This is a genomic window from Streptomyces sp. CNZ301 (assembly GCF_004217425.1).
The window spans coordinates 592,240-616,395 of sequence record NZ_SHLG01000001.1; the positions used below are offsets into that span (position 1 = coordinate 592,240).

A 24,156-nucleotide genomic window follows, 5' to 3' on the forward strand; every position below is an offset into this window, starting at 1 on the left:
CGTCGCACCGTCCGCGGGGTGCCCCGTGTACCTCGCTCACGGCGCGGTCCCGGCGACCGGCAGCCCCAGTCCCTCGGGCATTCCGAGGGCGATGTTCATGCTCTGCACGGCTCCGCCCGCCGTGCCCTTGGTGAGGTTGTCCACGGCGCTGACGACGAGGAGGCGGCCCGCGCCCTCGTCGAGGGCGACCTGCATCTGGACGGTGTTGGAGCCGTACACGGACCCCGTCGAGGGCCACTGGCCCTCGGGGAGAAGCGTCACGAACTGCTCGTCCTGGTACGCCTTTTCGTAGGCGGCCCGCAGTTCCTCCACCCCGGTGCCCGGCGTGGCGCGGGCGCTGCACGTGGCGAGGATCCCGCGCGACATGGGGGCGAGCGTCGGCGTGAAGGAGACGCTCACCCGGTCCCCGGCCGCCGCCGAGAGGTTCTGCACCATCTCCGGCGTGTGCCGGTGGACGCCTCCGACGCCGTACGGGCTCATCGACCCCATCACTTCGCTGCCGAGGAGGTGCGGCTTCAGGGACTTGCCGGCACCCGAGGTGCCCGTCGCCGCGACCACGACGGCCTCCGGCTCGGCCAGGCCCGCCGTGTACGCGGGGACGAGCGCGAGGGAGACGGCCGTCGGGTAACAGCCCGGGACCGCGATGCGCTTGGACCCCACCAGCGCGGCGCGGGCCCCGGGCAGTTCGGGAAGGCCGTAGGGCCAGCTGCCGGCGTGAGGTGTGCCGTAGAACCGCTCCCACGCCTGAGCGTCGGAGAGACGGAAGTCCGCGCCGCAGTCCACGACGAGCACGTCCTCGCCCAACTCCCGTGCGACCTCGGCGGACTGTCCGTGCGGCAGCGCGAGGAAGACGACGTCGTGCCCGGACAGCACCGGAACCGTGGTCTCCTCCAGCACCCGGTCCGCGTACGGAGTCAGGTGCGGCTGGAGTGTGCCGAGCCGGCTGCCCGCGTTGGAGTGGCCGGTGAGCGCCCCCACCTCGACCTCGGGGTGTGCGGCCAGCAGGCGCAGGATCTCCCCGCCCGCGTATCCGCTCGCCCCCGCGACCGCTGCTCGTACTGCCATCGATCCCTCCTCGTCGATAGCATGACTATACGCGGCACGGCACTTTTATGCAAAGAGTCCGTACCGCGACGCTCAGGGGCGGCATCAGCCGATCGGCGGCGCTTCCGGAGGGCGGCGTGCCATGGCCCAGCGGATGACGGACGTGATACCTGAACCGGCCCAGCGCACACCCGTCTTCTCCAACGCCGGGACGTAGGGAAGCCCCAGTGGCCCCCGAGCCCACGGAGGCAGCAGCGAGACCGCGCCCGCGGCGAGAGCGGCGTAGGGAAGCCGGGCGGTCAGGGGGATCGGGGGATGCCGGAGCAGGAAGCGGGCCGCCTCCTCGGCCTCCGGCGTGGCACGCAGCTCGGGACGGTACGACTCGATCCGTCCGGCCAGCTCCCTGCGGTCGCGCGGCGGATCGATGACGCCGAGGGCGGTGCCGACGCGTGCCATGTCGGCCACATAGCCGTCGTAGTCGGCCGGCGTCAGCGGGTTCGCGCCGTAGAGACGGTGGGCCCGCCAGAAGCTGTCGACCTCCGCGACGTGCACCCAGGCGAGCAGGTGCGGATCCGCTGCGTGATAGCCGTCCCCAGTGGTGGTCCGTCCCCGCACCCGCTGATGGACACCCCTCACCCGGTCCACCGCGCGCTGCGCGTCGTCCGCCGTGCCGTACGTCGTCGTGGCGAGGAAGAGGCTGGTCCGCTGGAGTCGCCCCCACGGATCGCCCTTGTACCCGGAGTGCGCCGCGACGGCGCTCATGGCGAGTGGGTGCAGCGACTGCAGCAGCAGCGCGCTCAGCCCGCCGATGAACATCGAGGCGTCACCGTGCACGACACGGACAGGCCTGTCCTCGGCGAACCATCTCGGTCCGGGTGTCCCGTGGATCCGTGCCCGGTTCTCGCCCCCCGACGGGCCTGCCACACGCTCGAAGAGGCTGTTGCCCAGCCGCTCCCGCACGGCAGGCATGCCAGGTATCCACCGCTCCATCTCTTCATTGTCCGCGCTGCGCGGCCGGCGCAAGGGCGCCGGGACGGAACCGGGCCCGGCGGGAAACCGCTCGGTGACTGCACTGACCACGCCACCGCCGGCCATCGAGACAGTCACGCTGCACTGCAAGAGAGGAGGAGGCCGGGTGTGCCGCACCAGGCTTGATCAGGCACTGTGCAATATGCCTGTGCGGGCGATCTCGGAGTACCAGCGGGCGCTGGCCTTGGGGATCCGGGTGCCCGTCGGGTACTCCACGTAGACGGTGCCGAAGCGCTTGCTGTAGCCGTGGGCCCATTCGAAGTTGTCCAGCAGCGACCACAGGAAGTAGCCGCGCACGTCAGCGCCATCGGCGATGGCCTTGTGGACGGCGGCCAGGTGGTCGCGCACGTAAGCGATCCGGGCGGGGTCCATGACGCGGCCGGAGGGGTCGGCGTAGTCGTCGAAGGCCGCACCGTTCTCGGTGATGATCAGGGGCACTTCCGGGAAGTCGGACGACAGACGACGAAGCAGTGCGTGGAGGCCGGTCGGGTCGATGGCCCAGCCCATGGCGGTGGTGTCGCCGGGCGGCTGGTGGAAGGCGACGTTGTCGGCGCCCGGCCACGGGCTGTGGGCGCTGTTGCCGTGGCCGTCGGAAGTGTGGGTGCTGTCGCCGTCGGCCTCGGAGACGACGGTGGGCGTGTAGTAGTTGACACCCAGGAAGTCCAACGGCTGCCGGATCTGCCGGAGGTCGCCGTCGCGTATGAAAGTCCAGTCGGTCAGGGCCGCGGTGTCCATGACCAGGTCCTCCGGATATGCGCCTTCCAGCATCGGGCCGGTGAAGACCCGGTTGGCCAGCCCGTCGATCCTGCGGACCGCGTCGGCGTCGGCGTCGCTGCCGGTAAGCGGGCGGACGTGGTGGATGTTGAGCGTGACCGAGCACTGGGCGTCGGCAGGAAGGCGATCGCGCAGTGCCTGGACAGCCAGGCCGTGGCCCAGGTTGAGGTGGTGGGCGGCACGCAGGGCGGCGACCGGGTCGGTGCGGCCGGGGGCATGCACACCGGATCCATAACCGAGGAACGCGCTGCACCACGGCTCGTTCAGAGTGATCCAGGTCTTCACCCGGTCCCCGAGGGCGTCCGCGGCAAGAGTGGTGTACTCGGCGAACCGTTCGGCGGTGGCACGCTCGGGCCAGCCGCCGGCGTCCTCGAGGTCCTGCGGAAGGTCCCAGTGGTAGAGGGTGGCGACGGGCTGGATGCCCCTGTCCAGCAGCTCATCGACGAGACGCCGGTAGAAGTCCAGGCCCTTCTGGACGGCGGGGCCGCGGCCGGTGGGCTGAATCCGGGGCCAGGAAAGCGAGAAGCGGTAGGCGCCCAGGCCGAGTTCGGACATGAGGGCGACGTCCTCGCGCCAGCGGTGGTAGTGGTCGGTGGCGACGTCACCGGTGTCGCCGTTGCGGATCCGGCCGGGTGTGCGGGCGTAGGTGTCCCAGATGGAGGGTGTACGGCCGTTCTCGCTCGAGGCTCCCTCGATCTGGTAGGAAGCGGTCGCGGAGCCCCAGATGAAGCCCTCGGGAAAGATGCGTGCGGTCTCCGGGGTGGATTCGGTGTGCTGTGCGGTGACCACGTGGGTCCTTTCAAAGACGGGGTCACTCGCGGGCTCGCGAACGACACAGGTATGGGGAGACCCGGCGGCGGCTTCACGCCGGGTTGGTGTGTGGGATCAGCCCTTGACGGCGCCGGCCATGATGCCGCTGACGATCTGGCGACCGAAGACGATGAACATCGCCAGCAGCGGGAGCGTGCCGAGCAGCGCCCCCGCCATGATGAGTGACTGATCGCGGACGTAGCCGGCGCTGAGCTGGGTGAGGGCGACGGGGACGGTCGGATTGGTCATGTCGAGGACCACGAACGGCCAGAAGAAGTCGTTCCAGGCATGCACGAACGTGATCATGAACAGGACCGCCATCGCTGGCCGCGCCACCGGAAGCACGATGCTCCAGAAGACGCGCATCGAGTGCGCTCCGTCGACGCGCCCCGCCTCGACCAGCTCGTCCGGAAGCGCCTCCGAGAGGTACTGCCGCATGAAGAACACCCCTACCGCGCTCACCAGCGTGGGGAAGATGACGGCGGGCAGCTGCTGCGCCAGCCCGAGTTCGGACATCATCATGAACAGCGGTACGACGCCGAGCTGGGGCGGCACCATCATGGTGCCGATCACCAGCATGAGCAGGATGTTGCGCCCCTTGAACCGCAGCTTGGCGAAGGCGAAGCCCGCGAGGGTCGCGAACATCACCGTGGACAGCGCGATCACCCCGGCCACGATCAGACTGTTGATCATGGCCTTGCCCATGGCCGCCTCGTCCCAAGCGCGGGCGAGGTTGCTGAACAGGTTGGGGCCGGGCAGGAACGGCGGCGGAGTCTGGCTGACACGGGTGTTGTCCGTGGACGCCGCCACCATCGTCCAGTACAGCGGGAAGATCGACAGAATCGCCATGATGACGAGAAGGACATAGGCAAGCGGGCCGGCGTGGTGCTGGCGGCCGGCGCGCTGCCGCAGCAGCCGGCGGCTGCCGCGGCCTGTCATGACGGCGGGGGTCCGGGCCGGGCCGGCCGTTTGGACCGGGAGGCTATTGGTGGTCATGGCGTCTCCAGGTCAGGACATGCGGTTGCGCAGGCGTGTGATCAGCCGCTGCAGGACGAACACGAGGATGAGAATGAGGAACATCGCCCAGGCGACAGTTGCCGCGCGGCCCATCTGGTAGTTCTTCCAGCCCTCCTCGTACAGCAGCAGGCCGAGTGTCTGATACTGGTTGTCCGCGCCGCCGGTGATGCCGTTGGGGCCCTGGCCGAAGATCAGTGGTTCACCGAAGAGTTGGGTGGCGCCGATCGTGGAGAGCACGATGGTGAAGACGATCGTGGAGCGTATCCCGGGCACGGTCACGTGGATGAACTGCTTCCACCGCGAGGCCCCGTCGATGGAGGCGGCCTCGTATCGCTCTGCGGGGATGGCCTGCATCGCGGCCAGGTACAGCAGCGCGTTGTAGCCGGTCCAGCGCCAGATCACGATGGTCGAAATCGCAGCCTGCGCAGGCCACTTGTGGGACTCCCAGTTCAGCGGGTCGACACCTGCCAGGCCGAGCCCCCAGTTGATCATGCCGAAGTCCCGCTCGAAGATCATGGTGAACACGAGCGCTGCGGCGGCCACCGACGTGGCGTAAGGGACCAGCGAGGCGACGCGGAAGAACAGTGACGCGCGCATGCGGTAGTTGAGCAGGTGGGCCAGGCAGAGTGCCATCAGCAACTGCGGAACCGTAGAGATGATGCCGATGGTGACGGTGTTCGAGAGTGCGTTCCAGAAGCGTTCATCGCTCCAGAGATCGACGTAGTTGTCGAACGCCACCCACTGCATGACGTCGAGGGTGGCGAGTTCCACCCTGTGCAGGGAGATCCACATCGTATAGATGAGGGGGTAAAAACTGAACGCGGCGAAGACGACGAAGAACGGCGCGACGAACGCGTATGGCGCGCCCTTGAGGTCCACCCGGTGAATCAGTGCGCTGCGCCGGTGCCGACCGGTGCTGCCGCCCGTCTCGGGAGACGGACCCGGGGGCTCCTCGCCGGCCAGGGCCTTGGTGATGGACGTGGCCACCGGACTTCCTTCCTGGGAGCTGATGAATGAGGCGGGGCCGGGCCCGTCGGCGGAATACCGGCGGACCCACAGGCGGCCGCAGGAGATACCGGGTCAGCCGACAGCCTTCTCGATACGCTCCGAGGTGGTCTTCCACGCCTTGTCACGCGAGGTGCCTTGCTCGACCAGGGCCAGACCCTGGGAGAAGGTGTCCTTGATCGTGCCGTCCTTGCGGCCCAGGACCTGCTCGTCCGGGATTTCCCGGGCGGCGGCACCGAAGATCTGGCCGATCGGCGCGTTGTTGAAGTACTCCGACTTCGTCTTCTTCACATCGTCGCGGTCCAGCGCTTCCCGCGAGGACGGGATCGGGCCGATCTCCTTGAAGATGTGGGCCTGTTGCTCCGGCGCAGTCAGCCATGCCACGAGCTTCTGGGCTTCCGCCTTCACCGGGCTCTTCTCGATCACACCCAGGAAGGACCCGCCCCAGTTGGCACCCATGGGCGCCCTGGCCACGTCCCACTTGCCCTTGTTCTTCTCGCCGGCCTTCTCGCTGATGTGGCTGAGCATCCAGGCCGGGCACACCGCAGTGGCGAACGTTCCATTGGCCAGTCCCGGGTCCCAGCCCGGCTGGAACTGGCGGAGCTTGGCTGTCAGGTTGTCCTCGGCGACGTCGGAGGCAAGGTTCCAGGCTTCCTTGACAGCCGGGTTCCTGTCGTAGATCAGGTTGCCCTTTTTGTCGTAGTACTGCCGGGAGTGGCCGTAGACCATCGCGTTGAACAGTCCGCTGGCCGCGTCCATGTAGGCCACGTCGCCGCCCTTGAAGTCCTTCTTGAAGGTCCGGCCGACCTCGACGTACTTCTTCCAGTCACCCGCCCACAGCTTGCCCACCGCCTCCCGGTCGGTCGGCAAGCCGGCCTTCTCGAAGTAATCCTTGCGGTAGCAGATGGCCATCGGGCCGATGTCGGTGCCGAGGCCCAGCACCCTGCCGTCCGAAGTGGTGATCTGGGATTCCTTCCATGGAAGGAAGTGCCCGATGTCCGTCGTGCCGGCGAAGTCCGCGAACTTTTCGGACTGGGTATCGACGATCTCCTTGGCCCTGCCGATCTCGATGCCCTGGATGTCCTTCAGGCCGTCCCCGGCGGCGAGCCTGGTCTGCAGCGCGGTGTAGTAAGTCTGCTCGTCGCCGGCGATCTCGGCCTTGATGTCGACGTTGGGGTTCTCCTTCTCGTACTGCTCGAGAAGGCCCGTCTCCTTCAGGCCCATCACACCGAACAGGCCCATGGTGATGGTGACCTTGCCGTCCTTCTTGCCACCCCCCGTGACCGAGGTGTCACCACTGCCGCAACCTATGACGAGCGTCAGGGCGCCGACGGCCGCAGCTGTCGCCACCGCCTTCCTGCGCAATGAACCGAGAGTGCCCACGGGTCTCCTCCTAGCGACGACGCTGACACATCGGAGTCACGAGTTCTGTCTGCGATGACCACAGCGGCTCGGAAAGTGATGGGAACGTGCCCACTGGAGTGGGCACGTTCCCACTGATGCGTGAAGACTCACGGAAGGGCAGTCACCTGTCAATGAGTTGAAGGCAACTTTCGGGTTCTTCGGACATCCTGTGTTCGTTTTCCTACGTGAACGAGTGCTCACCGGCGGGAGGGTCTGCCAGTATCGTCGCTGGTCACGTTCGCGGCTGCTGCCGCGGGAGCAGGGGAGGGAGCACATGGCCGAGAATCGCCGCCCAACGATCAAAACGGTCGCGGCGCGGGCCGGTGTGGGCCGGACCACGGTGTCACGTGTTGTCAATGGCTCGGATCTGGTCAGTGCCGACGTGCGATCCAGGGTTCTGGCGGCGATCAAGGAACTCAACTATGTTCCCAACTCGGTCGCCCGCGGCTTGGTGACCAGCCGCACCAACGCAGTGGCCCTGGTGATCCCGGAATCGGAAAGCCGACTCGGTTCGGAGCCTTTCTTCGCCGCACTGATCCGCGGCGTCAGCGGCGCCCTCGCAGAGAGCCGGACCCAACTGCAGCTGATGCTGGTCCGTGACCGAGCCGAGCGCGACCAGCTCATCGAATCGGTGACAGGGCGCCGCGTGGACGGGATCCTGCTCGTCTCCGTGCATGCCGACGACCGGCTGCCGGGCACTCTGGAAGAGATCGGCCTGCCCACTGTCCTGGCCGGCCGACGTGACGCGGATGAGCAGCTGAGTTACGTGGACTGCGACAACGCGGGAGGCGCCACGGCGGCAGTCCGTTACCTGCTGAACAGCGGCAGGACAAGGATCGCCACGATCACCGGGCCGCTGGACATGGACGTCGGACGCAGCCGACTCGCCGGCTGGCGCGTCGCCCACGAAGAAGCGGGGGTGCCTGCGGACGAACTCCTCGTCGAGGCAGGTGATTTCACCGAGGAGAGCGGCAGTAGCGCCATGCGTTTGCTTCTTGAACGTGCACCGGCTCTGGACGCCGTCTTCGCCGCTTCCGACCTCATGGCAGCCGGCGCCCTGGACGAACTGCGTCGGCATCAACGCCAGGTTCCCGGTGAAGTCGCCGTCGTCGGATTCGAGGACTCCGTCCTGGCCCGCCACACCAACCCGCCCCTGACCACAGTGCGTCAGCCGGTGGAGGAACTCGGCCGGACGATGGCCCGGATTCTCACCGACATCACCCTGCGCGGGGCACAACGGCAGCAGATCACCCTGCCGACACAGCTCGTGGTTCGCGAGTCGGCCTGATACCGCAATGGGCTTGTTCTGGGTGCCGGCAGTTCAGGGACCGTGCCCCCTCGCCTGAAGTGCTGCCTTAATCCGGTTGGCGTCTCGCACCAGTTGGACAGACCGCACCGGGCACCAGGTCCTGGTCGTCCGTCCCCGGCACGTCCTGCCGCTTGTGTGGCCTGGTGCGTACCGCGCGGGGCGTTCGCCAAGCAGTTCACCCAAGCCCCGTACGGCCCGGATGACGTGGCGGAGCGGGTGCACGGGATCGCCGCATGGCACTGCGACCGGTTCAGGTGAACTCGAAAGGCTCTTGACGACTCGGCGGTCGGCCCGTTCTGGGCCGAGGCGCTCGGCTGGGGTGTTCCAGCGAGGGACCGGGCGTGACCAACGTTTGCACCGGTCGGCGGCTTCGCCCGGCCGGACCCGGTCGCGTATGCGTCGACATCGCCACCGTCCCTGAAGCCAAGACGGCGACGAAGAACCGGGTGCACCTCGATCTCGCCGCCACCTCCGCGGGCCGTCTCTCGCCACGTCCTTCCAGATCACGCCGCCCCGGCATGGCACGTCAGTGCTCCAGGCACAGGCTCCAGTCCCCCACCCGTCCGGAGAACGTGACGGCGGAGAGCGGCTGGGCGTCGATCTGCCAGTACGCCTTCGGGGGAGCCTTCAGGACGTAGCACACGGCGGCCCGCATCACTCCGGGCTCCGTGACCGCGACGATCCAGCTGCCGTCATTGACCGGCCGGGTGTCGAGCCAGCCGCCGATGCGCTGGATGAAGGTCACCAGGGACTCGCCGCCGTGCGGTGCCGAGCGCGGGTCCGCGAGCCATGCCTGCACTGCCTGCGGCTCGCGGGCCGCGATCTCGCGCAGGGTGTAGCCGCTCCAGCGGCCCATGTCGCAGTCGCGCAGCGCCGGTTGGGCCACCGGGGAGAGGCTGAGGGCATGAGCGGTCTCCCGGCAGCGCACCGACGGCGAGCAGTACCGCAGCTCGGCGGCGGCAAGGTGGGAGAGGGACGGCCCCGCCCTTTTGACCTCGTCCCAGCCCGCGGCATCGAGGGATCGGCTGTCCGCGAACCGCACGTCGAGCACGGACGAGCTGCGGCCGGATGCGAGCAGGGTGAGGCGTAGGGCCATTCGGCGATCGTAAGGCGATCGGGGCCCGTCTTCGATAGGACTTTCGTCATTCCCGTCCCAGCACAGGACCCCATTGCGATGGACACCTCTGCCCGAGAGCGGTGGAATGAAAGCGCACGTCACCAACCGGTCATTGCGGGCACGGGGCATGAAACCACACCGGGACAAGCAGGCACGGGAGAGTGCGGGTCGTGGAACTGGACGAGGTGGCGGACGAGTTGTACGGGCTGCGGCCGCGGGAGTTCACCGCCGCCCGGGACGACCGGGCCCGGCGGGCCCGCGCCGGCGGACAGCGGGAGCTCTCGGCGCGCATCCGCGCGCTGCGCCGGCCCACCCTGGCCGCCTGGGCGAGCAATCTGCTGGTGCGGGAGCAGGGGGAACAGGTCGCACCGCTGCTGCGCCTCGGTGAGGAGCTGCGCGGCGCCCACCGGAATCTGGACGGGGCGGAGCTGCGTGCGCTCTCGCACCAGCAGCACCAGCTGGTGAACGCCCTGTCCGAGCAGGCCGGACTGCTCGCCGCGGACGCCGGACAGCCGCTGGGTGCGCAGGCGCAGCACGAGGTGGCGCAGACGCTCCATGCGGTGCTGGCCGATCCGGAGGCCGCGCGGGAGTGGGCGGCCGGGCGGCTGTCGAAGCCACTGACCGCCACCACCGGATTCGAGGCGGCGGCACGCGAAGCCGCCGCGGCACCACCTTCGCGGGAGCAGGCTCGGAAGCAGAGCCGGAAGGACCAGCGGGACCAGGAGGGCGGGAAGGGCCGGAAGGATCGGAAGGACCGGAAACCAGCGAAGACCGGGGCGGCGAAAGGCGGGGCGGCGAAGCGGACGGAGGACGCCCGGAAGGCGGCCCGTGCCGTCCGCGAGGCCGCCGACCAGGCACGACGCCGGAGGCGGGAAGCGGACCGGGCGGCCGAGGAGACGGCTGCCGCACGTGCGGAACGGGAGGAGGCGGAGGAGCGGCTCGGCCGGCTGCGCGCAGAGGTCCGGGAGGCCCAGGAGACGCGCAAGCAGTCACGCGGGCGGGAGAAGGAGGCCGAGCGCGCCGAACGGCAGGCTCGGCGCCGGGCCGGGGAGGCCGAGGCCGCGGAGGAGCGCGCCCGCCGGCAGGCCGGCGCCCTGGGAAACGGGGGCTGAGCCGCGCCCCCGGTCTGCTGCCGAGGGCTCAGCGGCCCGGCCCGCCGGCCGTCTCCGTGTCCCGGGAGGCCGGGGGCTCATCCGGCGGTGGCACATCGCCGGTTCGGTGCCCCCTCCGCCCTCCTGGAACGGCCCTTGCCCTCCGTTCCCGTCACGCGGGGCCCGGCCGTTCGCGGATGACCTCTCGCGCCTTCTTGTCCTCGCGCAGGCCGAGGAAGCGCGGATGCCGCAGCTTCCCGTCCCGCGTCCACTCGGTGAAGCCGATCTCCGCGACGAGTTCCGGCTCGGCCCAGTGCGTCCCCTTCTCCCGGACGCGCTCGGCGAACGGACGACGCCTCGCGGCCAGTTCGTCCAGCCTGTGCCGCAGGTCGAGCAGCGTCGCCTGGTCGTAGCCGGTGCCCACCTTCCCCGCGTACCGCAGGCGCCCGTCCTCGTAATAGCCCAGCAGCAGCGCCCCGAACCCGACACGGCTGCCGGACGGTTCGGTGAAGCCGCCGACGACGAACTCCTGTCCCTTCGCGCACTTCAGCTTCAGCCAGTCCGGCGACCTGCGGGGCGCATACCGCCCGTCGGCAACCTTGGCGATCAGGCCCTCCCAGCCGTGCCGGCACGCCTCGTCCAGCAGCGGCTGCCCGCCCTCGTTGCGGTGGGTCGTGAAGCGCAGAGGCCCGCCGAAGCGAAGGGCGCGTCGCAGCAGGGACTTGCGGGTGCGCAGCGGCAGCGTCCGCACGTCCTTGCCGTCCAGCCGCAGCAGGTCGAAGACGTAGTAGTAGACGGCGACGCCGCTGGCGCGCGCCTTGCGGGGGTCGGTGATCTGAAGGCGCTGCTGGAGCCGCGAGAAGTCGGTGCGGCCCGCTGAGAACGCGACGATCTCCCCGTCGACGGTGAAGTCGGAGCACTCCTGAGCGGCGAGGGAGTCGGCGACCTCCGGGTACGTACCGTGCAGGTCCTGCCCGGTGCGGGAGAGGAGCCGTACCCGGTCCCCTTCGCGGACGGCGAGGAGACGGACGCCGTCGAGCTTGCGCTCGAAGATCCAGGAACCCGCGGGGAAGTCGCGCCGGTCGCTGAGCGTGGCGAGCATGGGCCGGCCGGCCAGGTCCGCTCCGGGAGCCGCGTCGCGGAGCCTCCCGCGGTACTCGGCGGGCAGCCCGTCCAGCAGTGTGCTCATCGCTCCGCTCCTCCCGGTCCGGGCGTGGCAGGTACCCCGGCGCGTACGGGCCATGCCGCAGGCCGGGGCGTCGTCCGCACCTGACGCACCCAGTACGCGGCCGCTCCTCCGGCCCCTCCCCCGGCGTCGCTCCCGCCGTAGCTCCCACGCTGCTCCCCGCGCTGCTCGCGGACGGGGGCCGCGTCCGGCGGTCATCAGCCGAGCGCTTCCTCGCAGGCGGTCCGCAGCCGCCGTACTCCTTCCGCGATCTCGCTGTCCCCCGCCGCCGGGGCGAAGCTCAGACGCAGGTGACGGGCGGCGGGTTCGGCGGCGAAGTACGGCCGCCCGGCGGCGACGGAGACCCCCGCGCGGAGCGCGGCCGAGGCGAGCGCCTCCTCGTTCGCGCCGTCCGGGAGCCGGACCCACAGGTGGTAGCCGCCGCGGGGCGCATGCGTCACGGTCAGCGCCGGTGTCTCACGCGCGAGCGAGGTCAGCATCACTTCGCGCCGCTCTCTCAGCCGGGCGGCGACGGTACGCAGATGACGGGGCCACGCCGGCGCGCCGACGAGTTCGAGCGCCGCCTCCTGGAGCGGACGGGGGACGAAGAAGCTGTCGACCGTCTGCACCGCCCGCAGCCGCTCCAGCACAGGCCCGTGTGCCGCGAGCGCCCCCACACGGAGGCTCGCCGAGGTGACCTTCGTCAGCGAGCGCAGATGCACGACCCTGCCGTCCGGATCCGCGGCCCGGATCGCGGACGGCAGCGGCCCCGCGTCCTCGTGAGCGAGGTGGCGGGCGAAGTCGTCCTCGACGACGAACGCGCCCGCCTGCCGGGCCGCGTGCAGCACGGCCGTCCGGCGATCCGCGGAGAGCACGGCCCCGGTCGGGTTCTGGAAGAGCGGCTGGCAGACGAAGACGCGCGCTCCGCTGGCCCGGAAGGCACCTTCGAGGAGTTCGGGCCGCACGCCGTCGGTGTCCACCGGCACCGGGACGGGACGCAGGCCGGACGCGCGGGCGGCGGCGAGCAGGCCCGGGTAGGTCGGCGACTCCACGAGGACGGCCGCGCCGGGCGGTGCGAGGGCACGCAGTGTCGTGGTGATGGCGCTCTGGCCGCCGGCGGTGATCAGCACATCCGCTGCCGTGACGCTTCCCCCGGGGCCGCCGATCTCCCGCGCGAACCAGCCGCGCAGTTCCGCCACGCCCTCCACCGGGGAGCGCTCCCAGGCCCCGGGCCGGCGTCCCGCGCGGGCAAGCGCCGCCGCGAGGGCCTTCTCGGGCGCCAGGTTCGCCGGCAGATACCCGCCGCTGAGCTCGATGACGCCCGGCGGGGGCGCGGAAAGCGTGGCCAGCAGGCCCTCGGCGTCGACGCTTCGCGGCACCTGGTCGGCGGACGCGTCGGCGCTCAGCGCGACCTCCTGCCAGGACGTGTCGCCGCTCTCCGCGGCTGCTGCTGCCCTGCGCGGTCCGGCCCGGAAAGCACCCGCGCCCGGCCTGGTGACGACCAGCCCCTCGGCGGCGAGCTGGGCGAGCGCGCGGGAGACGGTGACGGGACTGACCCGATGTGCCTCGACCAGTTCCCGACTCGACGGCAGTTTCTCACCGGGAGAGTAGCGGTCCACTTCGTGACGGAGCCTTCCGGCCAGTTCAGCCACACTGCTACGCTCATACATGAATAGCAAGAGTAGCGCTACCCCTGATGAGTCGGTAGCAGTTCCCTCCGGAACCTCCCCCGGTCCCGGCCCGGACCGGTCACGGTCCGCCCCGCCGGCATCGCGCCCGCGAACGGAGCGCGTCAGGGGTGGCGGGCTGGCGCTCGCCGCGCTCGGCGTCATGTGCTTCTCGCTCACCTTTCCCTCCACCGCCTGGGCACTGGACGGCTTCGGCCCCTGGTCGGTGACCTCGCTGCGGACGGTCCTGTCCGGAGCCGTCGCGTGCCTGGCGCTCGCCGTGCTGAGGGTTCCGGTGCCCGCACGGCGGCACTGGCCGTGGCTGGCCGTCTCCGCCTCCGGCGTGATGATCGCCTTCCCCCTGCTGACGACGCTCGCGCTGCAGACCTCCACCACAGCGCACGCCGCCGTCGTCGTCGGCCTGCTGCCGCTGACGACGGCGCTGTACTCGTCGCTGCGCACCGGCACCCGGCCCTCCCCGGTCTTCTGGGCGGCGGCGCTCGCGGGCGCCGCCGCCGTCATCGCCTTCGCACTGCACGAGAGCGGCGGCGCCCCCACCACCGGCGACCTGTATCTCGCCGTCGCACTCCTCGTCTGCGCCGCCGGGTACGGGGAGGGCGGCCGCCTCGCGCGCGAACTGTCCGGACTTCAGGTGATCGGCTGGGCCCTCGCCGTCTGCCTGCCGCTGGCGGTCCCCGCAGCCCTGGCGGCTCTGCTCCTGGAGCCCGCGCACCCGGATGTCCGCTCCGTGGCCGGCCTGGTGTGGGTGGCCATGGGCTCGCAGCTGCTGGGGCTGATGGTGTGGTTCCGGGGCATGGGCCTCGCGGGTGTCGCCAGGGCCAGTCAGACGCAGCTCGCGCAGCCGTTGCTCACGCTGTTCTGGTCGGTGCTGCTGCTCGGCGAGAAGCTGCCGCCCGCCGCTCCCGCGACCGCCCTCGCCGTGCTGGTGTGCATCGTCGTCGTGCAAAGAACCCGCACGTAGCCCGCGCCCGGGTTCCGCACACGGAGCCCGCACCGGGCGGAGGCACGGATGGGCCGTCCGGCTTAGACTTATCGGTACGGACAGCACATCACGGACTGTACGGACTTTCCGTTGCATCCCTGCGAAACAGGAGGGTTCTCCTGATGCGAGCGAACACGGGCGACCGTCTGCTGGTGCACGGCCGGGTCGTGGGTGAGCACGACCGCGAAGGGGAGATCGTCGAGGTACTGGGCGCCGACGGCGAACCGCCGTTCCGGGTGCGCTTCGACGACGGACACGAGGCAGTGGTCTCACCCGGCCCCGACTCCGTCGTCCAGGAACGCAAGAAGAGCAAGCGGGCCGCCTGAGCCGGCTCGGCCAACGGGGGATGGCCGGCGCGTATCCGGCCGTCCGGTGCCCGCCGGCCGTTACCGCATCCGCGGGTAGTGGTCGGCGACGACGCGGTCCATCGCACCGATGACGTCCTCCGAGACCTCCTTGGCGGAGAAGAACGCATGCCCTTGCACCTCGGGAAGCGATCTGCAGTACGTGAGGTGCCGGGACAGCTCTGCCGGGTCCTGCCACGGAGCGGGCTGGGCCGGGTCGCCGGCCTTGTAGAGGGCCTCTCCGATGTAGAGGCGTGTGCGAGTGCCGCGTACGGTCCCGGCCCACCACGGCGCCAGCTTCGCATAGTCGGCGGCCTCGAAGCCCATGTGCCAGTAGAGCTGCGGGAGGACGTAGTCGAGCCGGCCCTCGCGCACCCACTTGCGGGTGTCCGCGTACAGGTCGTCGTAGGTCTCCACCCCCGCGGCAGTGTCCGAACCGGCCGGGTCGCTCGACTTGTTGCGCCACACGCCGAAGGGACTGATCCCGAAGCGCAGTCCGGGCTTGACGCGGCGGACGCGCTGCGCGGCCTCCGCGACGAGCAGATCGATGTTGTTGCGGCGCCAGTCGGCACGGTCCGGGAACCCGCTGCCGTACTCCGCGTACGCGGCGTCGTCGTCGAACGTCTCTCCCTCGACGGGGTACGGGTAGAAGTAGTCGTCCCAGTGGACTCCGTCGATGTCGTAGCGGCGGACGGCGTCGAGCATGGCGTCCTGCACGAAGCGGCGCACCTGCGGCAGTCCCGGGTTGTAGTAGAGCTTCCCGCCGTAGGCGACGACCCAGTCGGGGTGGCGGCGGGCCGGATGGGCGGGCACGAGCCGCCCCGGGTCGTCGTGCAGCGCGACGCGGTAGGGGTTGAACCACGCCTCGACGGCCAGGCCCCGCCGGTGCGCCTCGCGGACGACGAAGCCCAGAGGGTCCCAGCCCGGGTCCTTGCCCTGAACGCCGGTGAGCCACTCCGACCAGGGCTCGTGGCGTGACGGCCACAAGGCGTCCGCCGTCGGCCTCGCCTGGAACCAGATCGTGTTCAGCCGCCGGCGGCGAGCGGTCTCGAGATGAGCGAGCAGCTCGGCGCGCTGTTCGTGCGGGCTCAGACCGGGGGCGCTGGGCCAGTCGCGGTTGTCGACCGTCGCGATCCACATGCCGCGCAGCTCCGATCGGTTGCCCGGGCTTCCGACGTCCCGGGCGAGGTGCCGCTCCTGCGCGACGGCGCTCGGGCTCGGGCTCGAAGAACCGGCGACACCGGTCAGTGCCGCTACCGAACCCGTCGCAAAGCTTCTCCGTGTGACGCGCCGCATCGTCTCCCCTTCCCCCTTCATGGTCACCCGTTCATGGCGGACCGTCCGCGGCCGCCCCGTTCGCGGTCTCCCTTCCGCGATGGTCCGGGCCGAGCCTGGCGTGGTCCTCCCGGCCCGCGCAGTGGTGGAGACCAATCCGCCGATGCTGCCGTGCCCTTGGCGCCCGTACAAGTCCCCGTGCCGGCTTTCGCCCCCGCTCCCCGGGGCGGGGCCCCTCGGGGGTAACGTCGTGGGCGGCGTGGGAGCACCCCCGTACGCACTCCGGGGAGGGAGGAACAGGGCTGTTCCTCCGGGGGCCGTTCCTCGGCGTGCCGTTCCTCCAGGGGTCCACGCCCGTCACGCCCGGGACCACAGGATCAGCGAAAGGCACGAGGTGACGGACATCGAACGCGTCGGAGTGGTGGGTTGCGGCCAGATGGGCTCGGGCATCGCCGAAGTGTGCGCGCGGGCCGGACTGGAGGTCATGGTCGCCGAGACCACCGGCGAGGCGCTGGAGCTGGGCCGCACGCGCCTGGCGAACTCCCTCGGCAAGGCTGCGGAACGCGGCAAGATCACCGAGGACGAACGGGATGCCACGCTCGGCCGGCTCACCTTCACCACGGACCTCGGCGACCTCGCCGACCGTGACCTCGTCGTCGAGGCGGTCATCGAGAACGAGCAGGTCAAGACGGAGATCTTCCAGGTCCTCGACCAGGTCGTCACGCGGCCCGACGCCATCCTCGCGTCCAACACCTCGTCGATCCCCCTGGTCAAGCTCGCGGTGGCGACATCCCGCCCCGACCAGGTCATCGGCATCCACTTCTTCAACCCGGCGCCGGTGCAGAAACTCGTCGAGATCATCCCCGCGCTGACCACGAGCGAGGAGACGATCAAACGTGCGGAGGCCGCCGTCTCGGGCATCCTCGACAAGCACACGATCCGGGCCCAGGACCGTTCCGGATTCGTCGTCAACGCGCTGCTGATCCCGTATCTGCTCTCCGCGGTCAGGATGTTCGAGTCGGGCATCGCGAGCCGCGAGGACATCGACAACGGGATGGAGCTGGGCTGTGCGCACCCGATGGGGCCGCTCAAGCTCACCGATCTGATCGGTCTCGACACGGTCGCCTCGGTCGCCGACTCGATGTACTCGGAGTTCAAGGAGCCCCTGTACGCCGCTCCCCCGCTGCTCCAGCGGATGGTGGACGCGGGACGCCTCGGCCGCAAGGCGGGCGCGGGCTTCTACGCGTACTGACGGCCGCCTGCCGCCCCGGCGGGAGGCGGCGAGCAGCCGTGGGGCCGCGGACCGGCGGACCCGGTGTCACGTGCAGGAGCACAGCAACGTCGCATCGGCCGCTGCCGGTTGCGGCTCCGGGTGCTGCGCCCGGCCGTGCACGCGGCACCGGTCGTTGCGCAGGGCGAGGAGCGCGACGTCGTCCGGCAGCCGTCCGCCCGCGTGACGCAGGAGGGACCGGCGCACGGAGTCGACGATGTCCGCCGGCTCCACCACCCCGCACCGCCCGTTCCGCCCGTCCCCCTCCGGCCGCCGGGCGAGGAGGGCTGCCGTGAGCACGTCGGCCAACGGGAACCAGCGGCCGTCGGCGTCGCGCGCGTCCTCCGCTCCGTCGGTGTAGAGGAACAGCCCCTCCCCCGGCGGCAGTCGCAGGTGCCTGGGCGAGGGGTCCTCCGGCGGCAGCGGCAACAGGCCGAGGGGAGGCAGTGGTTCGGCGGTGGTGACCGGTTCGCTGCGGCAAGCGCCGTTGCGGCCGGTGGTCAGCCGGTACGGCCAGGGGTGACCGCAGTTGACTGCCGTGACCTCGCCGTCCGCGCGCACCTCCAGCAGCAGCACGGTCACGAACTCCTCGTCCACCTCGCCGGGTTCCCCCGTGGCGCCGCGCTCCGGCGGGGAGACCGGTGCGTGACGGCTGTCGTCCAAGTGCCGCTCCAGCGCCCGCTCCAGGCGGCGCGGCACACGCTCCAGCCGCGGCTCGTCGTGCGCGGCCTCCCGGAAGCTGCCGAGCACGGCCGCCACCGTGCCGACTGCGCCGAGCCCGTGACCGCGCACGTCGCCGATCACGATGCGCACGCCGTGTGCCGTGGCCACGGCGTCGTACAGGTCACCGCCCACCGCCGCACCGCGAGCCGACGACAGATAGCCGGCCGCGACGCTGAACCGCCCGATGTGCGGCGGCAGAGGACGTATCAGCGCCCGCTGTGCGGCGGTGGCGACCTCCCGGGTGCGCGCGAGCTCGTCAGTGAGGCGTGCGCGCCGCCTCGTCGTGTAGCAGCTGACCATCGCCACGGAGATGATCGCCGCACACATTCCGGCTTTGCTGCCGATCTCCTCGGGGACGGGGACGGAACCCAGCAAGTACAGCGCGAGGAGCGCAAGACCGCCGCCGAGCCACACACCACTGCGTCCTCCAGTACCGGCACAGGCCAGCGCGGGGGTCGCGGCCAGCAGCGCGACGCCGTGGGTGCCCGTGGGCAGCAGCAGCTCCCACACGACCACGCCCGCCGTCCACAGGGCGGGCACCGCGAAGGCCACCGCTCTGCGTGCACGCCACGGACCGTTGGAGACCTTCGTCCGGGCGCCGGCGGCGTTCGCTTCCGCCGGGCCGGAGCTCTGCACGCCGACGCGCGTTCGCTGGTCTGCGGTCATGCGGATGGTCCCTCCGGCCGTCGGGGCGGCGCCCCGCCCCTGTCGTGCTGCTGTCCTTTCCCCCTCCGTCCGGCTCTCCCGGAGAACCCGTGCACCCCGTGCCAGCCCCCTGCGACCAGCACGATGGTGTCCGAAGCGGCGGCCGGAACGACCAAGGTCCGGAATTACTCACACGATTGAGTGAGTCGGCGGCTGGCTGTGCGATCCCGCTCTGCCGCGTCCGGCACAGGGCAGGCAGAACGCCCCCGGACGCACTTCGGCCCGGCCCGGGCGGAACCGGGGCCGGGCCGAAGTGCTGTCAGGCCCCTGCCGGGGTCTCCGCCCCGCGCAGGCTCGCGCCCGTGCTTTCGACGGCCGAGGCGACCGCGGCATCGCGTGCCGCCGAGGCCTCTTCCGCCGTGAGCGTGCGGTCCCGCGCGCGGAAGCGCAGCGCGTACGCCAGGGACTTCTTGCCGCTGCCGAGCTGTTCGCCGGTGAAGACGTCGAACAGGCGCACCGCTTCGAGGAGTTCACCAGCGCCCTCACGCAGCGCGGTCTCTACCTGCGCCGCCGGCACGGACTCGTCCACGACCAGCGCGACGTCCCGCGTCGCCACCGGGAAGCCGGAGATCCGCGGGGCCGGCACGACTGCACCGCCCGCCTTCTCCACCGCGTCGAGGTCGAGCTCCATCGCGCAGGACCGGGGCGGCAGCCCGAGCGTCTTGACCACCCGCGGATGCAGTTCGCCCGCGTGCCCCACGAGCCTCTCGCCGCTGTCGTCGTCGGCGACGAGCAGCGCGGCGCACCGGCCGGGGTGCCACGGCTCGAACTGGGCGCTGCGGACGGTGAGTTCGACTCGCGCAGCGCGCGCCACGGACCGCGCGGCCTCGACGGCGTCCGCCCAGACCGCCGGATGACCCTCGCCCCACCAGCCGGGCTGTTCACGGGGACCGGCCAGCACGGCCGCCGCGTACCGCGGCTGGCGCGGCAGCGCCGAGTCCAGCGAGGCGATCTCCTCGTCTGCGGGCCGCGCGTCCACGCGCAGCCGCTCCGCCCGCGACTCGTCTCCGGTCGGCAGGAAGACCAGGCCCGTCTCGAAGAGGGCAAGGCCGCCGTGGCTGCCCTGGCTGCCGCGGCCGTCGTTGCGTCGCAGCGCCGCGAGGAGGCCCGGCAGCAGCGTCGTGCGCAGCGACGGCTCCTCGTCGGAGAGCGGGTTGACGAGTGTCACCGTACGGCGGCGGGGGTCGTTCTCCGCGAGACCGAGCTGGTCGAAGGACTCCGGCCCGACGAACGGGTAGTTGAGCGCTTCGACGTAGCCGGCGCCCGCCAGTGCGCGCCCCACCCGGCGGTGCAGGCGCTGCCTTTCGGTCAGACCACGCCCCGCGGGCGGCCTGGGCAGAGTGGAGGGCAGGCTCTCGTAGCCCTCCAGCCGGATGACCTCCTCCGCCAGGTCGTTGGGGTCGGTCAGGTCCGAGCGCCAGGAGGGCACGGTGACGGTGAGCTCGTCCTGCCCGTACACGTCGCATCCCACTTGGAGCAGACGGTGCACGACCGTCTCGCGGTCGTACTCGACGCCGGCGACCCGGCCCGGATGCGTGACGGGGATCTTGATGGTGTGCGGCCCGTGCGGCGTGACGAACTGGGTGACCCCGGGGTCCGCGCTGCCTCCGGCCAGCAGCACCAGCAGATCGACGGTGCGCTGCGCGGCGGCCGCGGCCGCCTCCGGGTCGACCCCGCGTTCGAAGCGCCGGGACGCCTCCGAAGAGATCTTGTGCCGCCTGCTGGAGCGCGCCACGGCGACCGGGTCGAAGTGGGCGGCCTCCACGACGACTTCGGTCGTGCCGCGCCACTCGCCGCTCTGCGGGTCCTGCTCGGGGTCGGCGATCTCGCTGTTGATGCCGCCCATCACGCCGGCGAGGCCGATGGGCCCGGCGTCGTCGGCGATGACAAGGTCCTCGGCGTCCAGCTTCCGCTTCGTGCCGTCGAGGGTGGTCAGCAGCTCGCCCGGCGCGGCACGGCGGACCGTGATCGGGCCCTGCAACCGTGAGCGGTCGTAGGCGTGCAGCGGTGAACCCAGCTCCAGCATCACGTAGTTGGTGATGTCGACGGGCAGGGAGACGGGCCGCATGCCCGACTTCTGAAGGCGCCGCCGGAGCCACAGCGGGGACGTTGCTTCCGGCCGCAGCCCCGTGACGGTGCGGGCCGCGAAGCGGTCGCAGCCCTTCGGGTCGGAGACGTTGACGGGGAATCCGTCCGCATTGGGTGCGGGCACGTCCAGCAGCGCCGGGTCGCGCAGCTGCTGCCCGTAGGCGATCGCCGTCTCGCGGGCGATGCCCCGCATGGACAGGCAGTAGCCGCGGTCGGGGGTGACGGCGATGTCCAGCACCTCGTCGACGAGTTCGAGCAGCTCGACGGCGTCGGCGCCCGGCTCGTACTCGGGCGGCAGGACGATGATCCCCGAGTGGTCTTCGCCCATGTCCAGCTCGGCGGCCGAGCAGATCATGCCCTCGGAGACCCTGCCGTAGGTCTTGCGGGCGCTGATGGCGAAGTCGCCGGGCAGCACGGCTCCGGGCAGCGCGACGACGACCTTGTCGCCGACGGCGAAGTTGGTCGCACCGCAGATGATGTTCTGCGGCTCGGCGGACCCTCCCCCGGCGTCGCCGACGTCGACCTGGCAGTAGCGGATCGGCTTCTTGAACTCCGCGAGCTCCTCGATCGCGAGCACCTTGCCGACGACGAGCGGCCCCTTGAGACCGGCGCCGAGCCGGTCCACGGTCTCGACCTCGAGGCCGGCGGCGATCAGTTTCGCCGCGACGTCCCGGCCGGTCTCACCTGCCGGCAGCTCTACGTACTCTCGCAGCCACGAAAGCGGGGCGCGCATCAGATCTCCATCCCGAACGGCCTGGTGAAGCGCACGTCACCCTCGACCATGTCTCGCATGTCCTCGACGTTGTGGCGGAACATCAGCATCCGCTCGATCCCGAACCCGAAGGCGAACCCGCTGTACTTCTCCGGGTCCACGCCGCAGGCCGTCAGCACACGCGGATTGACCATGCCGCAGCCGCCCAGCTCGATCCAGCCCTCGCTGGAACACGTGCGGCAGGGGCGGTCCGGGTCGCCGACGGACTCGCCGTGGCAGCGGTAGCAGACCATGTCCATCTCTGCGGACGGCTCGGTGAAGGGGAAGTAGTTGGGCCGCAGGCGGGTGTGCACGCCCTCGCCGAACAGTTCGCGCACCATGTGGTCGAGGGTGCCCTTCAGGTCGGCCATGGTCAGGCCCTCGTCGACGGCCAGCAGCTCGACCTGCGTGAAGACGGGGGTGTGCGTCGCGTCCAGCTCGTCGGTGCGGAAGACCCGGCCGGGGCAGATGACGTAGACGGGGGGCTCGCGGTCGAGCAGCGTACGGATCTGCACGGGCGAGGTGTGCGTGCGCAGCACGACGCCGCTGTCCTCCGCGGCGTGCCCGCCGGACTCCTCCGCGCCGCCGTCCTTGGCCGGACGCACGAAGAAGGTGTCCTGCATCGTGCGCGCCGGGTGGTCGGGCGCGATGTTGAGGGCGTCGAAGTTGAACCACTCCGCCTCGGCCTCGGGGCCTTCCGCGACCTCGTACCCCATGGCGACGAAGATGTCCTCGACGCGCTCGCTGAACGTCGTCAGAGGATGGCGGGCGCCTTCGGGCAGGCGGTCGTGGGGCAGGGTGACGTCCACGGCCTCCTCGACGAGGACCCGCTCGTCCCGCTCGCGCTCCAGTTCCTCCTGCCGCTTCTTCAGCGCCTGGCCGACGGCGCCGCGTGCCTGGCCGACGCGCTTGCCCGCCTCGGCCTTGGCGTGCGGCGGGAGAGCCCCGATCTCGCGGTTGGCGAGGGCCAGCGGGGAGCGGTCGCCTGCGTGTGCGGCCTTCACCTCTCGCAGCGCTTCGAGATCGCCGGCGGCGGCGATGGCGGAGAGCGCCTCGTCCTTCGCCCGGTCGACGACTTCCGGTTTGAGTGCCTCGACCTCGACGGGGTCGTAGGACTTATTGGGTGCGGACATCTTTTCCCGTACTTCCGATTGGATCCGGCTGCGCAACGGTGCCAGCTGCCGAGTCTAGATGGACGGGCGTGCGGCCCCGCACACGGCCGTGACCGGCCGATCACAGGCAGGGGCCGCGCTCCCGCGGGCCGCGGAGAAGCCCGTGCGCGCCGCTCAGGCCATGAAGGCCGGGGCGCCCACGGGCAGGGTAAATCGGAACCGGGCACCACCGGCGACCGAGCGGTCCACGGTGATCGTCCCGCCGTGCGCCTCGACGATGCCCTTGACGATGTACAGGCCCAGGCCCGTGCCGCCGCGCTTGCTCCCCCGCCAGAAGCGGGTGAATACGCGGCTCATCGACTCCTCGGGGATGCCGGGGCCTTCGTCGCTCACGGTGACTGCCGTTCCTTCTCCGTCGCTGCGCAACGGTGCGGGTGCCACCTCGATGGTGACAGTCCCCTCGCCGTGCCGCACCGCGTTTTCCAGCAGATTGCCCAGTACCTGGTCGACCTTGTCGGGGTCCGCCCACAGGCCGGGCAGAGAGTCGCTGATGCGCGTGACGAAGCGGTCCGCGGAGCGTCCGGCTGCGATGTGTGCCTCGACGTGGCGCCGCACGGCCGCGCCCATGTCCACCGGCTGGCGCCGTACCTCGAGCCGTCCGGAGTCGATGCGCGAGATGTCCAGGAGTTCGGCGATGAGCCTGGTGACGCGGTTGGCGTCGGCGTCGACGGTCTCCAGCATCAGCCGCTTCTGGTCATCGGTGAAGCGTTCCCACTTGGCGAGCAGCGTCGCGGTGAAACCCTTCACGGAGGTCAGGGGCGAGCGCAGTTCATGCGCCACCGTCGCTATCAGTTCGGCGTGACTGCGCTCCGCACGCCGCCGCGCCTCCGTCCCCCGGAGGGTCACCACGAGCCGCTGCACGGGACCCTTCGGGCGGGCCCGCACGTAGCGTGCGGCGACCATCACCTCGCGGCCGCCGGGCAGGAGCAGGTTCCGTTCGGGCTGGCCGGTGCGGGTGGCCAGGCCGCCGTATGGGTCGGTCAGCTGCCACCAGCGGCGGCCGTCCATGTCCTCGAGGGGCAGCGCCTGCTGGAGCGTGCCGCCCAGGGCGTCGGCGGGGCTGAGTCCCGTGATGCGGGCCGCGGCCGCGTTGAAGCAGACGACCCGGCCCACGCGGTCGGCGACCACCAGCCCGTCGGGCAGATCGTCGGGGTGCACGCCGGGCGCGACGGCCGCCGTACCCGGGTCCGGACCGGGGACGGGGCCGGGGACGCTGCTGCCGGCGGCCTGGGCGTGCTGTTCTTCAGCGGTGCGGCCGGCCGGATCCGCGGAGGTGTCCGCCGACGGGGACGAGGCGCCGCGCTGCTGCGTGCGCTGCGTCCGCACCTCCATCGCCGCTGCACCCCCCTCATCTGGCCTCACTGACTCCACCGGCCCCAACTGCTCCACTGGC

The 24,156-nt window shown here is 71.0% G+C and carries 19 protein-coding genes; 5 read left to right on the forward strand and 14 right to left on the reverse strand.

Annotated elements, in window-relative coordinates; translation table 11 throughout:
• Nucleotides 1–36: 36 nt before the first annotated feature.
• From argC to EV375_RS02665, 6 genes are all read right to left on the reverse strand, one after another.
• Nucleotides 37–1,065, reverse strand: a complete 1,029-nt coding sequence (argC, locus tag EV375_RS02640) for an N-acetyl-gamma-glutamyl-phosphate reductase (protein WP_130298010.1) — start codon at nt 1,063–1,065, stop codon at nt 37–39.
• A gap of 84 nt (nt 1,066–1,149) precedes the next feature.
• Nucleotides 1,150–2,013, reverse strand: a complete 864-nt coding sequence (locus EV375_RS02645) for an oxygenase MpaB family protein (protein WP_486588238.1) — start codon at nt 2,011–2,013, stop codon at nt 1,150–1,152.
• A 186-nt stretch (nt 2,014–2,199) separates the two neighbouring features.
• Nucleotides 2,200–3,636 (reverse strand): GH1 family beta-glucosidase, encoded by a 1,437-nt coding sequence (locus tag EV375_RS02650; RefSeq protein ID WP_130298012.1) that lies wholly within the window; start codon nt 3,634–3,636, stop codon nt 2,200–2,202.
• Nucleotides 3,637–3,732: 96 nt separating this feature from the next.
• The gene (locus tag EV375_RS02655) at nt 3,733–4,653 is read right to left on the reverse strand and encodes a carbohydrate ABC transporter permease (protein ID WP_130298013.1); all 921 of its coding nucleotides are present in this window, start codon (nt 4,651–4,653) and stop codon (nt 3,733–3,735) included.
• Between the two features lie 12 nt (nt 4,654–4,665).
• Complete coding sequence (locus EV375_RS02660) at nt 4,666–5,661, reverse strand: carbohydrate ABC transporter permease (RefSeq protein ID WP_130298014.1); 996 nt, start codon at nt 5,659–5,661, stop codon at nt 4,666–4,668.
• A gap of 93 nt (nt 5,662–5,754) precedes the next feature.
• Nucleotides 5,755–7,062 carry an extracellular solute-binding protein gene (locus tag EV375_RS02665; RefSeq protein WP_130298015.1) on the reverse strand — a complete coding sequence of 436 codons (1,308 nt, stop codon included), beginning with the start codon at nt 7,060–7,062 and terminating at the stop codon, nt 5,755–5,757.
• Between the two features lie 295 nt (nt 7,063–7,357).
• Here EV375_RS02665 and EV375_RS02670 point away from each other — a divergent pair, with 295 nt between their 5' ends.
• Nucleotides 7,358–8,371 (forward strand): LacI family DNA-binding transcriptional regulator, encoded by a 1,014-nt coding sequence (locus EV375_RS02670; RefSeq protein WP_130301548.1) that lies wholly within the window; start codon nt 7,358–7,360, stop codon nt 8,369–8,371.
• 547 nt (nt 8,372–8,918) lie between these two features.
• Here EV375_RS02670 and EV375_RS02680 read toward each other — a convergent pair.
• Nucleotides 8,919–9,488, reverse strand: coding sequence for a histidine phosphatase family protein (locus EV375_RS02680; RefSeq protein ID WP_130298016.1), 570 nt, complete (start codon nt 9,486–9,488; stop codon nt 8,919–8,921).
• 191 nt (nt 9,489–9,679) lie between these two features.
• On the opposite strand from EV375_RS02680, the gene EV375_RS02685 reads away from it, so the two are divergent.
• The gene (locus EV375_RS02685; RefSeq protein WP_130298017.1) at nt 9,680–10,621 is read left to right on the forward strand and encodes a hypothetical protein; all 942 of its coding nucleotides are present in this window, start codon (nt 9,680–9,682) and stop codon (nt 10,619–10,621) included.
• A 151-nt stretch (nt 10,622–10,772) separates the two neighbouring features.
• Here the strand turns inward: EV375_RS02685 and ligD are convergent, their stop codons facing one another.
• Both ligD and EV375_RS02695 read right to left on the reverse strand, forming a co-directional pair.
• The gene (ligD, locus tag EV375_RS02690) at nt 10,773–11,789 is read right to left on the reverse strand and encodes a non-homologous end-joining DNA ligase (protein WP_130298018.1); all 1,017 of its coding nucleotides are present in this window, start codon (nt 11,787–11,789) and stop codon (nt 10,773–10,775) included.
• 194 nt (nt 11,790–11,983) lie between these two features.
• A complete protein-coding gene (locus tag EV375_RS02695; protein WP_130298019.1) occupies nt 11,984–13,435 on the reverse strand; it encodes an aminotransferase-like domain-containing protein in 1,452 nt (483 codons plus the stop codon).
• On the opposite strand from EV375_RS02695, the gene EV375_RS02700 reads away from it, so the two are divergent.
• Together EV375_RS02700 and EV375_RS02705 are read left to right on the forward strand one after the other, a co-directional pair.
• A complete protein-coding gene (locus tag EV375_RS02700; protein WP_130298020.1) occupies nt 13,434–14,414 on the forward strand; it encodes a DMT family transporter in 981 nt (326 codons plus the stop codon). The genes EV375_RS02695 and EV375_RS02700 overlap by 2 nt on opposite strands.
• 143 nt (nt 14,415–14,557) lie before the next feature.
• Complete coding sequence (locus EV375_RS02705) at nt 14,558–14,761, forward strand: DUF1918 domain-containing protein (protein WP_130298021.1); 204 nt, start codon at nt 14,558–14,560, stop codon at nt 14,759–14,761.
• 60 nt (nt 14,762–14,821) lie between these two features.
• Here the strand turns inward: EV375_RS02705 and EV375_RS02710 are convergent, their stop codons facing one another.
• The gene (locus EV375_RS02710; RefSeq protein ID WP_130301549.1) at nt 14,822–16,075 is read right to left on the reverse strand and encodes a family 10 glycosylhydrolase; all 1,254 of its coding nucleotides are present in this window, start codon (nt 16,073–16,075) and stop codon (nt 14,822–14,824) included.
• A gap of 373 nt (nt 16,076–16,448) precedes the next feature.
• Here EV375_RS02710 and EV375_RS02715 point away from each other — a divergent pair, with 373 nt between their 5' ends.
• Nucleotides 16,449–17,306 carry a 3-hydroxybutyryl-CoA dehydrogenase gene (locus EV375_RS02715; protein WP_130298022.1) on the forward strand — a complete coding sequence of 286 codons (858 nt, stop codon included), beginning with the start codon at nt 16,449–16,451 and terminating at the stop codon, nt 17,304–17,306.
• Nucleotides 17,307–17,372: 66 nt separating this feature from the next.
• Here EV375_RS02715 and EV375_RS02720 read toward each other — a convergent pair whose 3' ends face one another.
• The 4 genes from EV375_RS02720 to EV375_RS02735 all read right to left on the reverse strand — a co-directional run bounded on the left by EV375_RS02720 (nt 17,373) and on the right by EV375_RS02735 (nt 24,095).
• Nucleotides 17,373–18,713, reverse strand: a complete 1,341-nt coding sequence (locus tag EV375_RS02720; protein ID WP_130298023.1) for a PP2C family protein-serine/threonine phosphatase — start codon at nt 18,711–18,713, stop codon at nt 17,373–17,375.
• Between the two features lie 298 nt (nt 18,714–19,011).
• The gene (pheT, locus tag EV375_RS02725) at nt 19,012–21,573 is read right to left on the reverse strand and encodes a phenylalanine--tRNA ligase subunit beta (protein ID WP_130298024.1); all 2,562 of its coding nucleotides are present in this window, start codon (nt 21,571–21,573) and stop codon (nt 19,012–19,014) included.
• Nucleotides 21,573–22,724 (reverse strand): phenylalanine--tRNA ligase subunit alpha, encoded by a 1,152-nt coding sequence (pheS, locus tag EV375_RS02730; RefSeq protein WP_055488350.1) that lies wholly within the window; start codon nt 22,722–22,724, stop codon nt 21,573–21,575. The genes pheT and pheS overlap by 1 nt, the downstream gene beginning before the upstream one ends.
• A gap of 153 nt (nt 22,725–22,877) precedes the next feature.
• Entirely contained in the window at nt 22,878–24,095 is a 1,218-nt protein-coding gene (locus tag EV375_RS02735; protein WP_130298025.1) for an ATP-binding protein, read from the reverse strand.
• Between the last annotated feature and the right edge of the window lie 61 nt (nt 24,096–24,156).